Genomic DNA, 16,070 nt, shown 5'->3' with positions numbered 1-16,070 from the left:
GCTGGAAAAGGAGAATATCAACATGGACTTTTCGCTCATTGATATTCAAAAAAGAATATTGCCCGATTTATTGCAAGTTATGCAAAAACGATACCTCATCCTCCAATACATAAATGTGATGCAGCCAGTTGGCAGGAGAAACCTTTCGATCAGCCTAAACTTGACTGAACGGATTTTGCGTTCTGAGGTGGAGTTTTTGAAAGACCAGAATCTGATTTCGATGTCAGTTCAGGGAATGACACTGACCAAAGCGGGAAAAGATATACTGGAAAGTCTTGAAAGAGTAATGCGGGACATAATGGGTATAGACTCATTAGAGCGCAAGCTTCAGGAGCACATGGGCATCCGGAGGGTAATTGTAGTCCCGGGTGACAGCGACCAGTCTCCCTGGGTGAAAAGTGAGCTGGGACGCGCGACAGCCAACAGTATGAAAGAGCTTCTCCACAGCAAGAATATTATTGCTGTAACAGGAGGATCGACGATGGCGGCCGTAGCGGATAGCTTGACTCCTGACTTTGGCAAAAAGGATTTGCTGTTCGTGCCGGCAAGGGGCGGAATCGGCGAGGACGTCAAGAATCAGGCAAACACAGTTTGTGCGATCATGGCGGACAATACGAATTCACGCAACCGAGTCTTTTATGTACCCGACCAGGTCAGCACAGAGGTTTACAAATCCTTCATCAAAGAACCGTTGATTTACGAGGTCTGGAATTTAGTCAAATCAGCTAGCATGGTTTTACATGGTATTGGAGACGCTATTACAATGGCGGAACGCCGCAATACCAGTCCGGAGGATTTACATAAGATCCTCGATGGAAAAGCAGTAGGCGAGGCTTTTGGTTACTATTTTAATGAAGATGGAGAAATCGTCCACAAAGTGCTGACGATTGGCCTTCAGCTTAATGATCTCGCGAATATAGGCGATATCATCGCGGTTGCCGGTGGAGAGTCCAAGGCAAAAGCGATCAGAGCTTATATGAAACAGGCACCTTCCTCTACCATCCTGATTACGGATGAAGGAGCCGCTAAAACATTGTTACAAGGGTAACACCTTAATATAAACAACACCTTTTATAGGAATCAAAGGAGGAAATACTCATGGCAGTAAAAGTAGGTATTAATGGATTTGGACGTATTGGACGCGTAGTTTTCCGCGCGGCTTTGAAAAACCCTAATGTAGAAGTAGTAGCAGTTAACGATTTAACAGATGCAAACATGCTTGCTCACCTTTTAAAATATGATACAGTTCACGGAACATTGAACGAAGAAATTACAGTTGACGGTGACTACCTAGTAGTTGACGGCCACAAAGTGAAAGTACTTGCTGAAAGAGATCCAGCTCAACTTGGCTGGGGCGACCTTGGCGTAGAAGTAGTAGTTGAATCTACTGGACGTTTCACTAAGCGTGCAGACGCTGCGAAGCACCTTGAAGCAGGAGCTAAGAAGGTTATCATCTCAGCACCGGCATCTGACGAAGATATCACAATCGTTATGGGTGTAAACGATGATAAGTACGATGCAGCTAACCACCACGTAATCTCTAACGCATCTTGTACAACAAACTGCCTGGCTCCATTCGCAAAAGTTCTGAACGACAACTTCGGAATCAAGCGCGGTATGATGACAACTGTTCACTCATACACAAATGACCAGCAAATCCTTGACCTTCCGCACAAAGACTACCGTCGTGCACGTGCTGCTGCGGAAAACATCATCCCAACAACAACTGGTGCTGCAAAAGCAGTTTCTCTAGTGTTGCCTGAACTTAAAGGCAAATTAAACGGTGGAGCAATGCGTGTACCAACTCCAAACGTTTCATTGGTTGACCTTGTTGCTGAGCTTGACAAAGATGTAACAGTTGAAGAAATCAATGCTGCATTTAAGAAAGCTTCTGAAAACGAACTTAAAGGTATCCTTGGATACAGCGAAGAGCCACTAGTATCTAGCGACTATAATGGCTGTGCAAACTCTTCTACCATCGATGCACTATCAACAATGGTTATGGAAGGCAGCATGGTAAAAGTTATCTCTTGGTATGACAACGAGTCTGGTTACTCTAACCGTGTAGTTGACCTTGTAGACTTCATCGCGAAAAAAGGTCTGTAAGCTAAGATTGGATAACTAATCCAATATTGACTATAATGTAGTAGGATGAAAAGGGGAGCGGGGTAATTCCCTCTCCTCTTTTTCTGCTTAATCGCGCATTGGCGCTATTTTAAAGGAGGTCTCTAGCCTTGAACAAAAAGACAGTAAAAGATGTGGATGTTAAAGGAAAAAGAGTTTTTTGCCGCGTTGATTTCAACGTGCCGATGAAGGATGGACAGGTTACGGATGAAACACGGATCCGTGCAGCACTGCCAACGATCCAGTACCTTGTTGAACAGGGCGCGAAAGTCCTTCTTGCAAGCCACCTTGGCCGTCCGAAGGGGCAGGCTGTTGAAGAATTGCGTTTGACTCCAGTTGCGAAGCGTTTGTCTGAGCTTCTTGGCAAGGATGTGAAGAAGACAGATGAAGCTTACGGGGACTCTGTAAAATCCGAAATCGACAGCATGAACGAGGGCGATGTCCTGCTTCTTGAAAATGTCCGTTTCTATCCAGGCGAAGAGAAGAATGATCCTGAACTTGCAAAGGCATTTGCAGAGCTTGCAGATGTATATGTGAACGATGCATTCGGAGCTGCACACCGTGCGCACGCTTCAACAGAAGGCATCGCCAAGTACATTCCGGCTGTATCAGGCTTCCTGATGGAAAAAGAGCTTGAAGTTCTTGGAAAAGCATTATCAAATCCAGAGCGTCCGTTCACTGCCATCATTGGCGGCGCGAAGGTTAAAGATAAGATTGGCGTCATTGACAACCTATTGGAAAAAGTAGATAACCTGATTATCGGCGGCGGATTGGCTTATACATTTGTAAAAGCACAGGGCCACGAAATCGGAAAATCTCTTTTAGAAGAAGATAAAATTGACTTGGCTAAGAGCTTCATGGAGAAAGCAAAGGCAAAAGGCGTTAACTTCTACATGCCTGTAGACGCCATCGTTGCCGATGATTTTTCTGCAGATGCAAATTCGAAGGTCGTAGCAATCGAAGAAATCCCTTCAGACTGGGAAGCACTCGATATCGGACCCAAAACAGCTGAAACTTACCGCGATGTGATTCAAAAGTCTAAATTGGTCATCTGGAACGGACCAATGGGCGTGTTTGAAATCGACAAATTCGCAGAAGGAACGAAAGCTGTCGCACAAGCTTTAGCCGATGCAAATGATACATACTCAGTCATCGGCGGAGGCGACTCTGCAGCAGCAGTAGAAAAATTCGGCCTAGCAGAAAAAATGAGCCACATCTCAACAGGAGGCGGCGCTTCCCTAGAATTCATGGAAGGCAAGCAACTCCCAGGCGTAGTGGCATTGAACGATAAGTAAGATTTTAGATATATCAGGGGCTATGACAGCGGCAATGTAAGGGTGCGGATCCTGACCATTGGTGTGTGTCGCTCCAAAAAAGTTAGCCCAACATCCAGCGGGTTTAAAAAGCATTACAACGCTGCATACGCAGCAAACATTGAAAGGAAGTGTCAGCATGCGTAAACCGATCATTGCAGGAAACTGGAAAATGCATAAAACGCTGCCTGAAGCCAAAGATTTCATCGAAAAAGTAAGTGGACTTGTTCCGTCAAATGACAAGGTTGAATCAGTAGTCTGTGCTCCGGCATTGTTCCTTGGACAGCTTGTCGAGCTTACACAGAATTCAGACGTTGAAATCGGTGCACAAAACATGCACTTTGAAGAAAGCGGTGCTTTTACAGGCGAAGTCAGCCCTAAAGCATTGCAGGACATTGGCGCGAAATATGTGATCATCGGTCACTCTGAACGCCGTGAAATGTTCAACGAAACAGATGATACTGTCAACAAGAAGACATTATCAGCATTTAAATACAATCTGACTCCGATCGTTTGCTGTGGCGAAACGCTTGAACAGCGCGAAAATGGCGAAACAAACGAATTTGTTGGCGGACAGATCAAGGCAGCTCTTAATGGATTGACAGATGAGCAAGTGAAACAAACGGTCATCGCTTATGAGCCAATCTGGGCGATTGGAACAGGTAAATCTTCTACAGCAGAAGATGCGAATGAAACTTGCGCGCACATCCGTAAAGTGGTTGCAGATCAATTTTCACCAGAAGTGGCTGAAGCAGTCCGTATCCAATACGGCGGCAGCGTAAAGCCAGCTAACATCAAGGAATACATGTCACAATCTGACATCGACGGCGCATTAGTCGGCGGAGCAAGCCTTGAGACAGATTCCTTCTTGCAGCTATTGGAGGCAGGTAAGAATGAGTAAACAGTCACCAACAGCTTTAATCATTCTGGACGGTTTTGCATGCCGTCCAGAAGCAAAAGGTAACGCCGTTGCACAGGCGAAAAAGCCGAATTTTGACCGCTATTGGAAAAGTTTCCCGCATGCGCAATTGATTGCAAGCGGTGAAGCGGTTGGCCTTCCAGAGGGTCAGATGGGCAACTCAGAGGTTGGACACCTGAACATCGGTGCAGGCCGTGTAGTTTACCAGAGTCTTACACGCGTGAATATTTCGATTCGTGAAGGCGAATTTGAAAAAAATGAAACCTTCCTTGCAGCAATCAAGCATGCAAAGGAAAAAGGCACTGCCCTTCATCTGATGGGCTTGCTGTCTGATGGTGGCGTTCACAGCCATATTGAGCATATGTTTGCTCTGTTGAAGCTGGCTGCCAGCGAGGGTCTGAAAAAGGTATACGTACACGGATTCCTAGACGGACGCGATGTTGGGCCAAAAACAGCACCAGGTTACATTGAACAGACATTAGAAAAAATGAATGAGATCGGTGTCGGTGAATTTGCGACGATTTCTGGGCGATACTATTCAATGGACCGCGATAAGCGCTGGGAGCGTGTGGAGAAATCCTACCGTTCAATGGTGTATGGCGACGGACCTACGTATTCAAACCCTATGGAATTGATTGAAGATAACTATAACAATGGAATCTTTGACGAATTCGTTGTCCCGTCGGTTCTTGTACGCAAGGATGGTTCACCGGTTGCGACGATCCAGAACGATGATGCTGTGATTTTCTACAACTTCCGTCCTGACCGAGCAATCCAGATTTCAAACACTTTTACAAATAAAGACTTCCGTTCATTCGACCGAGGCGAAGGTCATCCTGAAAAACTTCACTTCGTGTGCTTGACACACTTCAGTGAAACAGTTGACGGTTACGTGGCATTCGAACCATCAAACCTCGATAATACTGTAGGTGAAGTGATTTCACAGGCTGGCATGACTCAGCTTCGTATTGCTGAAACGGAAAAATATCCGCACGTGACATTTTTCATGAGCGGAGGCCGCGAGCAGGAATTCCCTGGTGAAAAGCGGATCCTGATTAACTCGCCAAAGGTTGCGACGTATGACCTGAAGCCAGAGATGAGCGCTTATGAAGTGACGGATGCATTGATCAAGGAAATCGAAGCCGATAACTTCGACGCGATTCTCTTGAACTTTGCGAATCCTGATATGGTTGGACACTCAGGTATGCTTGAGCCAACAATCCAGGCAATTGAAACAGTTGACGAATGTCTTGGACGGATCGTTGACCTGATTGTTTCAAAAGGTGGAACGGCCATCATCACGGCTGACCATGGAAATGCCGATGAAGTTGTTACCCTTGAAGGCAACCCGATGACCGCTCACACGACAAACCCGGTGCCTGTCATTGTAACGAAAGAGGGCGTGGAGCTTCGTGAAGACGGAATCCTCGGCGACCTTGCACCAACAATGCTTGAATTGCTGGGACTGGACCAGCCGGCAGAAATGACAGGGAAAACATTAATCAAAAAATAAACTTTTAACTATAAGGAGAGATACCTATGCCATTCATTACAGACGTATACGCACGCGAAGTATTAGATTCCCGCGGTAACCCAACAGTTGAGGTAGAAGTATTCACAGAGTCTGGCGCATTCGGACGCGCGCTAGTTCCAAGTGGTGCTTCAACTGGTGAATACGAAGCAGTTGAACTTCGTGACGGCGACAAAAGCCGCTACCTTGGAAAAGGTGTTTTAAAAGCTGTTGATAACGTGAACGAAATCATCGCACCATTCTTGGTAGGCGAAGAGTTCAACGTCCTTGACCAAAACGGTATCGATATGGCGCTAATCGAGTTAGATGGAACTGAAAACAAAGGCAAGCTGGGCGCTAACGCAATTCTAGGCGTATCCATGGCTGTTGCACATGCTGCCGCAGACTACCTTGACCTTCCTTTATACCAATACCTTGGCGGATTCAACTCCAAGCAGCTTCCAGTTCCAATGATGAACATCGTTAACGGCGGCGAGCATGCTGACAACAACGTGGACATCCAGGAATTCATGGTTATGCCTGTTGGCGCTGAGAACTTCCGTGAAGCACTTCGCATGGGTGCGGAAATCTTCCACAGCCTGAAGTCAGTTTTAAAAGAAAAAGGCTTGAACACAGCTGTAGGTGACGAAGGCGGATTCGCTCCGAACCTTGGATCAAACGAAGAAGCGCTTCAAACAATCGTAACGGCTATTGAAAAAGCAGGCTACAAGCCAGGCGAGCAAATCATGCTAGCTATGGATGCTGCATCTTCTGAGTTCTTCAACAAAGAAGACGGCAAGTACCACCTTTCTGGTGAAGGCGTAGTTAAAACGTCTGCAGAAATGGTAGACTGGTACGAAGAAATGGCTTCTAAATACCCAATCATCTCAATCGAAGACGGCTTGGATGAAAACGACTGGGAAGGCCACAAGCTATTGACTGAGCGCCTTGGCGGAAAAGTTCAGCTTGTTGGTGACGACCTGTTCGTAACTAACACGAAGAAGCTTTCACAAGGTATCGAGCAAGGCGTTGGCAACTCAATCCTGATCAAAGTCAACCAAATCGGTACTTTGACAGAAACTTTCGACGCAATCGAAATGGCACAGCGCGCAGGTTACACTGCAGTCATCTCTCACCGTTCTGGTGAAACAGAAGATTCAACAATCGCTGACATTGCTGTTGCAACGAACGCTGGCCAAATCAAGACTGGTGCTCCATCACGTACAGACCGTGTAGCGAAGTACAACCAGCTTCTTCGCATCGAAGACCAGCTTGGCGAAACAGCTCGCTTCAACGGAATCAAATCTTTCTACAACCTTAAGAAGTAATTTTGCGAGGTGGGTCGCTTAATGTGGCGATTGAACCCGTTATATAAAGACACCGGTGGCATGACGATGCTGCCGGTGTTTTTTTTAACATTTACTTTTTCCGGACAAGAAGAAGCTAGAATTAGAAGGAAATGTCCGATACAAGGTCCCTATCGGACAAACAGAAGCGTGAAATTGAAAAAAGTGTCCGATAAAAGGCCCCTATCGGACAAACAGAAGCGTGAAATTGAAAAAAGTGTCCAATAGAAGGACCCTATCGGACAAACAGAAGAGGGAAACGAAGAAAGTGTCCGATAGAATCCCGTTGTTAAAGGAAGGACAGCTTAAACAATGAATCTTCCTATGGTGAAATAAAATCGCTATTAAATCCGCACAATAGTTATAAACTCAAAATTGAAGATTGGAGCGGATCGATATGAAAAGGGTTACCATAGCTGCTATCTTAATGATGTTTTTCACGATGAATACAGTCGGGATTGCATCAGCCACACCTTCCTCAGTAAAACGAGCAAAATTCGAAAAGACTGGCCATGTGTTCTGGGATCTCCCTGTGGAAGAGAAGCTTGTGGCGTTTACGTTCGATGACGGGCCTGATCCGACCTTCACTCCGCAAATCCTTGACGCTCTGAAGAAGTACGATGCGAAGGCTACTTTTTTTATCATTGGCGAAGAGGCAGAAAGATACCCGGAAATCGTTAAACGGCAGGCAGCTGAAGGGCACGAAATCGGAAATCACACCTACAGGCACCGTTTCCGGGATGGCTATTCCCCAGTGTTGCTCAAAAGGGAACTGGATAAAAACGCGGAGGTTATCAAAGAACTCACTGGTATCAAACCCTCTCTGTTCCGCCCAATCGCCGGCTATTATGATAAGGAAATCGTTGATACCGCGATTGAAGGGGGCTACAATGTCATCCTCTGGTCATGGCATCAGGAAACTCGGGACTGGAGCCGGCCGGGAGCCGCTAAGATCACGCAAAATGTCATATCCGATACACGTCCAGGCGACGTGATTATTTTTCATGATGCCGGGGGAGACCGTTCGCAAACAGTGAAGGCGGTGGAAGATATATTGGCCAACTTATATAAAAACGGCTATCAATGCACAACCGTTTCGGACCTGCTTTACAGATCCAATTCACTGCTTCCTGCACCATTGCGTTAAACAGTCGTTAAAAAACAAAGTACCTGCCCAATAAAATTCATAACAATTCGGACAAGTATTGTTTCATTCCTGAAAATGTGATAAATTTAAAATACTGTTAGCAGTTTTATCGGGAGGTACGTCATGCATACATTGTTAGTTGTTCTTTTAGTGATCGTCAGCATTGGTCTTATTGGAGTCGTTCTTCTTCAATCAGGCAAGAGTGCTGGTCTATCCGGCGCGATTTCCGGCGGCGCTGAGCAATTGTTCGGCAAGCAAAAGGCAAGAGGTCTTGACCTTGTGCTGCACCGTGTCACAATCGTGTTGTCTGTTCTGTTTTTTGTTTTGACTATTGCCGTTTCTTATTTCGAACTATAATACACACAATGACCCGGCTTCAATCGAGGCCGGGTTTTATTGTGTTTATTGAAGCAAGATTTTCACATATTTCTGGTGAATATGGGTATTTACATATATAAAGGCTTTTAATTGAATGTTACAAGCATGTTTGTTAAAACTAAGGAAGATATCTGATAGAGGGAGTAGGAAAATGAGAAAGTTAGTGCCAAGACCTTTTACATTTAAAGCTGGAAAAAGAGCGGTATTGCTGTTGCATGGATTCACCGGTAATTCTGCGGATGTCAGGATGCTGGGCCGTTTTTTAGAAGGAAAAGGATATACATGCCATGCACCTGTATTTAAAGGACATGGAGTGCCGCCTGAAGAATTGATACATACAGGCCCTGAAGATTGGTGGCAGGATGCGCTTGAGGGCTACGAATTTCTGAAAAGCGAAGGATATGAGGAGATAGCTGTGGCAGGTTTGTCGCTGGGTGGAGTCCTTTCGCTGAAGCTTGGATATACCAAGCCACTCAAGGGAATCGTGCCAATGTGCGCGCCGATGCATCTTAAGACGGAAGAATTGATGTACCGCGGTGTACTCGAGTATGCACGTGAATATAAGAGAATGGAAGGCAAGCCTGAGGAGCAAATCGAGGCGGAAGTAAAGGAACTCGAACAGAAATCAATGGCTACGCTAAAAGACCTTCAAGAGCTGATCAAGGAGGTCCGTGGCAGCATTGACCTGATTTATACGCCAACCTTTGTGGTTCAGGCAAGGAACGACGTCATCATCGACCCTGATAGTGCGAATATCATTCATGACAATATCGAGTCTGAACATAAGAAACTCAAATGGTATGAAGAGTCAGGCCATGTCATCACACTTGATAAAGAACGTGATCAGCTGCACGAAGATGTTTACGAGTTTCTTGAGTCATTAAATTGGAAAGAATAAAAACATAGAAAATATATTGTGTTGTTTTTTACACCATGAACTTAACAGGATCTCGAAAATAGCATAATAAAGGAGGGATTTATAATGGATGAGAATATTAAAGGCCATATAGACAGGCTATTGCATTATATGAAGGATGAAGCTTACAAGCCGCTTACTGTCCAGGAGCTGGAAAGTGCCTTTGGAATCGAGGACTCCTCGACATTCAAGGATTTCGTCAAGGCGCTGGTGGTGATGGAAGAGAAGGGGCTTGTTGTCAGGACACGCAGTGACCGCTACGGCCTTCCGGAAAAAATGAATCTTGTGCGCGGCCGTTACAGTGCGCATGCGAAGGGATTTGCTTTTGTCATTACTGAGGAACAGGGCATGGATGATATCTTCATTCCGCCGAATGAAACGAGCAATGCGATGAACGGGGATACGGTCCTTGTTCGCGTATCGTCGGACAGCTCAGGCCAGCGCCGCGAAGGGACAGTCGTGCGCATCCTGGAAAGAGGAGTGTCGCAGATTGTCGGCACTTATACCGAGAGTAAGCACTTCGGTTTCGTGATTCCTGATGATAAAAAATTTACGAGTGACATCTTCATTCCAAAAGAAGCTGGAATGGGTGCAGTCGAAGGGCATAAGGTTGTTGTCAAGCTGACGAGCTATCCTGAGGGCCGTAAGAGTGCAGAGGGAGAGGTCGTTGCCATCCTTGGCCATAAAAATGATCCAGGCGTCGATATCCTATCTGTCATTCATAAGCATGGATTGCCGCTGGAATTCCCGCAAGAGGTCATGGAACAGGCGAATAATGCCCCAGACCAGATCAAGGAGAGCGAAATCGCAAACCGCCGAGACCTGCGTGATGAAGTCATTGTCACGATTGATGGCGCAGATGCGAAGGACTTGGATGATGCTGTCCAGGTCACAAGGCTTGAAAACGGCAATTACAAGCTCGGCGTTCATATTGCCGATGTTACTTACTATGTAACTGAAGATTCACCGATTGACCGGGAAGCAGAAGAACGCGGGACGAGTGTCTATCTAGTAGATCGCGTCATCCCAATGATTCCGCACCGCTTATCAAACGGAATCTGTTCCTTGAATCCGAAGGTCGATCGACTCACGCTGTCTTGTAATATGGAGATCTCTCCTGACGGCCAGGTGGTAGACCATGAAATTTACCAGAGTGTCATAAAGACAACGGAGCGAATGACGTATTTTGATGTGAACAGGATTCTCGTTGATCAAGACGAAGAAACCCGCTCACGTTACGAATCTCTTGTTCCGATGTTTGAGATGATGGAAGAGCTTGCTGCTATTCTTCGTAAAAAAAGGATGGAAAGAGGCGCCATCGATTTTGATTTTAAAGAATCAAAGGTACTGGTTGATGAGGAAGGCCACCCAACAGATGTCGTCCTGCGAGAGCGGTCTGTCGCTGAAAAGCTAATCGAGGAATTCATGCTGGCTGCGAACGAAACAGTCGCTGAGCATTTCCACTGGCTGGATGTTCCGTTCATCTACCGTATCCACGAAGATCCAAAAGAAGATAAGCTGCGAAAGTTTTTCGAGTTCATCACGAACTTTGGCTATATCGTGAAAGGGTCGGCCAATTCTGTCCACCCAAGGGCGTTACAGGAAATCATCGAAGAAGTCCAGGGCAAGCCTGAAGAAATGGTTGTCGGGACTGTCATGCTTCGTTCGATGCAGCAGGCAAAATATTATCCAGAAAGCCTCGGACACTTTGGTCTTTCAACAGAGTTCTACACGCACTTCACATCGCCAATCCGACGTTATCCTGACTTGATTGTCCATCGCTTGATCAGGACTTACTTGATCGAAGGCAAGCTGGACCAGGCGACGAAGGAAAAATGGAATGCCATGCTGCCTGATATTGCCGAGCATTCATCGAACATGGAACGCCGCGCGGTTGAAGCAGAACGTGAGACCGACGAGCTGAAAAAAGCGGAATACATGGAAGACAAGGTTGGGACAGAATACGATGGCATCATTAGCTCTGTCACGAACTTTGGGATGTTCGTCGAGCTTCCGAACACAATCGAAGGTCTTGTCCATGTCAGCTACATGACAGATGATTACTACCGCTTCGACGAACGCCAGATGGCAATGATCGGCGAGCGTACGGGGAATGTCTTCAGAATTGGGGACGAAATCACTGTCCGTGTCATCAATGTCAACAAAGATGAGCGCTCCATCGACTTCGAAATCGTCGGCATGAAGGGCACGCCAAGACGAGAACGCCCTGCGGCACCAAAGGTCTTCAAAACTGGCAGCAGCGAGAAGAAGCCGCGCCGCGGAAAAGAAGAAGAAGGCAAACGCGGAGGCAGAGGTTCTGGCGGAAGAGAATCAGGAGGCGGCAGAAACGGCTCCGGTTCAGGTTCAGGTCCAAAACCAAAGAACAAAAAGAAAAAGTTCTTTGAGAATGCCCCCGCTGCAAAGCGTAAATCAAAAAAGAGAAAATAGGCAACTCTTATGAGAGCTCCTGATTAGGGGCTCTCTATTGTCCTCTAGTGCCTGCGCTAATCAGTGCAAGGCACTTACGCTTTTCATATTGTCTGGCTCCAGCGCTTGTCGGGACTGACCAAAGCGCTTACGCTTTTCGTTGTGGGAGCAGGGGATATTTGCTAAAATGATAAACAATAGAAGGGGGAAGTTTTTATGCCAAAAGGAGAGGGAAAAGTCGTCGCGCAAAATAAAAAAGCGAACCATGACTATTTCATCGAAGAAACGTATGAAGCCGGAGTCGTCCTCCAGGGAACAGAGATCAAATCGATCCGTAACGGGCGCGTCCAGCTGAAGGATTCATACGCTAAAGTCCATAATGGTGAACTGTTCTTATATAATCTGCACATCAGTCCATATGAGCAGGGAAACCGTTATAACCATGACCCGCTGCGCACAAGGAAGCTTTTGCTTCACAAGCGTCAAATCGCCCAGCTGATTGGTGAAACGAAGGAAGCTGGTTATGCGCTTGTGCCATTGAAGATTTACCTGAAGAACGGATACGCAAAGGTTTTAATCGGTCTCGGTAAGGGTAAAAAGAACTACGACAAGCGTGAGACGCTGAAGAAGAAGGAAGCAAGCAGAGATATCGAGCGTGCATTCCGTGAGCGCCAGAAAATGTAAGTTTGTCAGCTGAGGAAGAGTGTACCAGTTGAAAAAAGTACTCCGTGTGTTATAATAATAACTGTCACCAGCGAGTGACAACATAACTTTAGCTCGGCTTAACCGAGTTCTCCTAACGTCTGTATCACAGATACAGCAACCTTTTATACGGGGACGTTACGGATTCGACAGGGGTAGTTTGAGCTTAAGTGGCGAGTCGAGGGGATCGGCCTCGTAAAAACGTCAACGCCTATAACTGGCAAAGAAAACAACAACTTCGCTTTCGCAGCTTAATACTGCATAGCGGTTCGCCCCTCCATCGCCCATGTGGTAGGGTAGCGGACTCACTCTAAGTGGGCTACGCCGGATTCCACCGCCTGAGGATGAAGGAAGAGAACAACCAGGCTAGCTGGCCGGCCGCCTGTCGGTAGGCAAAAGGACCAGCGAATTGCCAATATGCCGACTACACTCGTAGAAGCTTAAGTGCCAATATCTTTGGACGTGGGTTCGATTAGTCATTAGTCGCCTTGCGTGGCAACACGCAAGTGAAAATCCGGCTTTATCGGTGAAACCTAAGTCGCATTAGCGATAGGGCAATGCCGAGTGGTATGTGGAGCAATCCAACAGCCATGTATCGACTTATAGGCTGCCAGCGTGGCAGTACTAGGATGCGTGATCTATCCGGGAGTCTGGATAAAACTAAATCTCGCATAATACGCCGGAGGACCTGCTGAAGCAGGTTCAAGATATAGTCAGTGCCATGACGAAAGCATGGAATAGCACGTCCCACCGTCTCCACCAATACATATGTTGGTGGATTTTTATTTTGTTTATAAAACATCAGCTGTTTTTTGGCTGATGTTTTTTATGTAGGATTTATTAATCAATCATAAAGAGTAAACTTAGCGAATAACTAACAATCATAGATTTTTGCTTAAATAGTAAAGAAAAAATTCTCAAATTCCTTTTTAGCTACTAACATTTCTGGTCTATACTTTCCGTTTCGAGGTGTAACCGACTCATAATGCTCCAATATCCATTGGGCACGTAGCCTTTTCCGTTCAATTCTTAAAAAAGGGTGTATGTATCTTAATGTAGATAATACGTCAATTTTATTTTTTACGCTTAATGTGTAAGAATTCTTATGGGTATCTGGTTTATAATTTTTCTTATTATTAATAACTCCTCCAATAATAGAATGGATATACACCAAAAGTTCTTTATCTGTCGATGGAATTGTAATCATCGGTCGGCGATGTTCGTGTTTATGCATTCTTGTTAATGTAATGCTGCCTTCCCCATCTATAATGCCAGCAATATAGCTAGCTTCCCAAATTTTCATTATTCCTCCTCCTTCTAATAGGGAACATATGTTCTTTCTTTATTGTAAGTTATAATTTCAATATTGAAAATTCCTGATTTATCTTTTATTTGGGCTCTCTTCGTAAACTTTGTTGATTTCTCAACCAAAAGTACCTTGATTTGCTTATGTATTTTTCTAAAACGAAATGGGAATGACTGCTGAGGAATGAAGGAGGCAGCCATGAAAGAAGGAATAATATCATCTGAGCATATCGTTATGATCATTACGGCTATTTGTGTTGGGACATTGGCTCGGGTCCTCACGATAAAAGAAGATTTCAGGCAATATCCGAGCTATCCGAATGGATATATGATCCATCTAGTCACTGGGTTCGTTGCTTCTGCCCTTGGTGCAGTTGCCATTCCAGCGCTAATGACCAAAAACTTTGTCGCAGTGACATTTCTGACGCTTGCCATCCAACAGTTCCGGGATGTGAGAAAGTCTGAAAGAGAAAGTTTGAAAGATGTAGAAAACACCGAGTATGCTTATCGTGGAGACGCGTATATCGACGGAATAGCAAAGACATTCGAAGCAAGAAATTATTTTTCTTTGATTGTTTCTTTTTTGACGGCTCTCACGATTCAAATTGTGGATAGTGAATCGAAATTAATCAATATCCTTTCAGGGATAATTGTGGGTGCAATCGGATTTTACATATTAAAAAGATTTTCTAAAGGCAAAACAATAGGAGATATTGCTGAAGTAGAAGAAGGAAAGATTGAAGTGAAAGGGTCGGAATTGTTTGTAGATGGAATTTATGTGACAAACCTGTTAGGTTCTGAGAATGCTGCTAAGATGTTTGAAAAAGAAGGAATGGCTGTGGTGATTTATCCTCATGAGGAACATTTTCGGATCGCTTTGGATAACTTCGGACAAAGGCAGGCTGCGCTTTTTGAAGCTACAAGGGCATTGGGGGTTAAGCGATATCATTTTACAAGGAAGGAATACGAAAAAGGAAGAATTGTTGTTACGCTTGTACCTATCATTAAAGACAAGGATAAGCTGATTGAAGCTGTTAAAAAGACTCCTTTACTTGAAAGTACGAAAAAAAGCCATGCAGTCATGAAAACAAATCTTGTCGGAAAGGAATAAATAAACAATGGGAAGAGAATCTTCAGCCAAACCTAGTTATGAGATACTCGCAGTTGTCACTTTACACAAGGAAAGGATACTGGGAGGCAGCCAGCTTACCCTGTTGGCTGAGAATGAAGAGCAGCAGAAGTTGATGGTTCAGGATGTGGCCAAAGCAATGAAAGCTGATGTCGTTCAGATGAAAAGTGGAGATTATTTAGTGTTGAGAGTTTAATCTTAATGAACTCTTCCTAGCATAAGGTAGCCTTTCTGGATTCAGAAGGGCTTCTTTTTCTGTAATGATACTAGAAAAACTCGCGAGAAAGCCATTCCAAAAGCAAATTTGACAGAGGTTAATTGAGATTATAAGATTTAAAATATGAATACATGAACATATAACGGGTATAAGGTTTTGCTAGGAAATCATCCTTTATATAGTACAAACAGTACCAGGTGTAATACCTGAAAGAGGGTAAAGCTTTGCAAGCTCCAATAAAGGCAAAAGAAGTATTCAATATTGCTTTGAGGAGTGGGTCTCCATAGCTGCAGATAAAGCCCTTCGTGCAGGATTGTTTATTTGGTACCGAAAAAATAGACAGGTTATAAAAGACTTAGTGTGAATAGATGCTATGAAAACAAATCGGGAGTGATATACATGCAATTACTATTAGGTTTTAACTTGATGGAGTTTATTCCAACAATAATGGTGTATTTTATTTTGTCAATTTTGGCTATTGGCGTTATTTATCTTTTAAAGAAAAAGTCAGATAAGGAATTGAAAGAATTGGAAGAAAAAATGGATAAGAATGATAAATATTAAAAAACCTCATGGATTGGTCTAATGGTCAACTCGATTTCTTATTAAATCAATTATTAGATATCTCGTATGTGCT

At 44.7% G+C, this 16,070-nt stretch carries 15 protein-coding genes and 1 other RNA gene; 15 read left to right on the top strand and 1 reads right to left on the bottom strand.

From position 1 onward, the window contains the following. The first annotated feature begins 22 nt into the window (after positions 1-22). From LGO15_RS21285 to ssrA, 12 genes are all read left to right on the top strand, one after another. Positions 23-1,048, top strand: a complete 1,026-nt coding sequence (locus tag LGO15_RS21285; protein WP_226085832.1) for a sugar-binding transcriptional regulator — start codon at positions 23-25, stop codon at positions 1,046-1,048. Positions 1,049-1,098: 50 nt separating this feature from the next. Continuing rightward, entirely contained in the window at positions 1,099-2,106 is a 1,008-nt protein-coding gene (gap, locus tag LGO15_RS21280; RefSeq protein ID WP_167833110.1) for a type I glyceraldehyde-3-phosphate dehydrogenase, read from the top strand. A 128-nt stretch (positions 2,107-2,234) separates the two neighbouring features. Further along, positions 2,235-3,419 (top strand): phosphoglycerate kinase, encoded by a 1,185-nt coding sequence (locus LGO15_RS21275; RefSeq protein WP_226085831.1) that lies wholly within the window; start codon positions 2,235-2,237, stop codon positions 3,417-3,419. 157 nt (positions 3,420-3,576) lie between these two features. Then, the gene (gene tpiA, locus LGO15_RS21270) at positions 3,577-4,338 is read left to right on the top strand and encodes a triose-phosphate isomerase (protein WP_226085830.1); all 762 of its coding nucleotides are present in this window, start codon (positions 3,577-3,579) and stop codon (positions 4,336-4,338) included. Beyond that, the gene (gene gpmI, locus LGO15_RS21265) at positions 4,331-5,869 is read left to right on the top strand and encodes a 2,3-bisphosphoglycerate-independent phosphoglycerate mutase (protein ID WP_226085829.1); all 1,539 of its coding nucleotides are present in this window, start codon (positions 4,331-4,333) and stop codon (positions 5,867-5,869) included. The genes tpiA and gpmI overlap by 8 nt, the downstream gene beginning before the upstream one ends. Before the next feature lie 26 nt (positions 5,870-5,895). Continuing rightward, positions 5,896-7,194 carry a phosphopyruvate hydratase gene (gene eno / locus LGO15_RS21260; RefSeq protein ID WP_167833106.1) on the top strand — a complete coding sequence of 433 codons (1,299 nt, stop codon included), beginning with the start codon at positions 5,896-5,898 and terminating at the stop codon, positions 7,192-7,194. A gap of 415 nt (positions 7,195-7,609) precedes the next feature. Next, positions 7,610-8,359 (top strand): polysaccharide deacetylase family protein, encoded by a 750-nt coding sequence (locus LGO15_RS21255; RefSeq protein ID WP_226085828.1) that lies wholly within the window; start codon positions 7,610-7,612, stop codon positions 8,357-8,359. A 123-nt stretch (positions 8,360-8,482) separates the two neighbouring features. Then, positions 8,483-8,716, top strand: a complete 234-nt coding sequence (gene secG / locus LGO15_RS21250; RefSeq protein ID WP_226085827.1) for a preprotein translocase subunit SecG — start codon at positions 8,483-8,485, stop codon at positions 8,714-8,716. A gap of 172 nt (positions 8,717-8,888) precedes the next feature. Continuing rightward, the gene (locus LGO15_RS21245; RefSeq protein ID WP_226085826.1) at positions 8,889-9,635 is read left to right on the top strand and encodes an alpha/beta hydrolase; all 747 of its coding nucleotides are present in this window, start codon (positions 8,889-8,891) and stop codon (positions 9,633-9,635) included. 84 nt (positions 9,636-9,719) lie between these two features. Further along, positions 9,720-12,101: a ribonuclease R gene (gene rnr, locus LGO15_RS21240; protein WP_226085825.1), complete on the top strand. Its 2,382-nt coding sequence runs from the start codon at positions 9,720-9,722 to the stop codon at positions 12,099-12,101. A 195-nt stretch (positions 12,102-12,296) separates the two neighbouring features. Next, the gene (gene smpB, locus LGO15_RS21235; RefSeq protein WP_167833100.1) at positions 12,297-12,764 is read left to right on the top strand and encodes an SsrA-binding protein SmpB; all 468 of its coding nucleotides are present in this window, start codon (positions 12,297-12,299) and stop codon (positions 12,762-12,764) included. A 157-nt stretch (positions 12,765-12,921) separates the two neighbouring features. Next, positions 12,922-13,257, top strand: a transfer-messenger RNA (tmRNA) gene (ssrA, locus tag LGO15_RS21230). Between the two features lie 420 nt (positions 13,258-13,677). Here ssrA and LGO15_RS21225 read toward each other — a convergent pair. Then, positions 13,678-14,085, bottom strand: a complete 408-nt coding sequence (locus tag LGO15_RS21225; RefSeq protein ID WP_226085824.1) for an LAGLIDADG family homing endonuclease — start codon at positions 14,083-14,085, stop codon at positions 13,678-13,680. Between the two features lie 201 nt (positions 14,086-14,286). Between LGO15_RS21225 and LGO15_RS21220 the strand changes: the two genes are divergently transcribed. The 3 genes from LGO15_RS21220 to LGO15_RS21210 all read left to right on the top strand — a co-directional run bounded on the left by LGO15_RS21220 (position 14,287) and on the right by LGO15_RS21210 (position 15,997). Next, entirely contained in the window at positions 14,287-15,198 is a 912-nt protein-coding gene (locus LGO15_RS21220; RefSeq protein ID WP_226085823.1) for a YIEGIA family protein, read from the top strand. Between the two features lie 7 nt (positions 15,199-15,205). Beyond that, entirely contained in the window at positions 15,206-15,412 is a 207-nt protein-coding gene (locus LGO15_RS21215; RefSeq protein ID WP_167833098.1) for a capping complex subunit for YIEGIA, read from the top strand. Between the two features lie 420 nt (positions 15,413-15,832). Continuing rightward, positions 15,833-15,997, top strand: coding sequence for a hypothetical protein (locus LGO15_RS21210; protein WP_226085822.1), 165 nt, complete (start codon positions 15,833-15,835; stop codon positions 15,995-15,997). Positions 15,998-16,070: the final 73 nt, after the last annotated feature.

This window comes from Mesobacillus sp. S13 (genome assembly GCF_020422885.1).
Taxonomy (GTDB): Bacteria; Bacillota; Bacilli; order Bacillales; family Cytobacillaceae; genus Mesobacillus; species Mesobacillus selenatarsenatis_A.
This window is presented reverse-complemented; position numbering and strand designations above follow the sequence as displayed.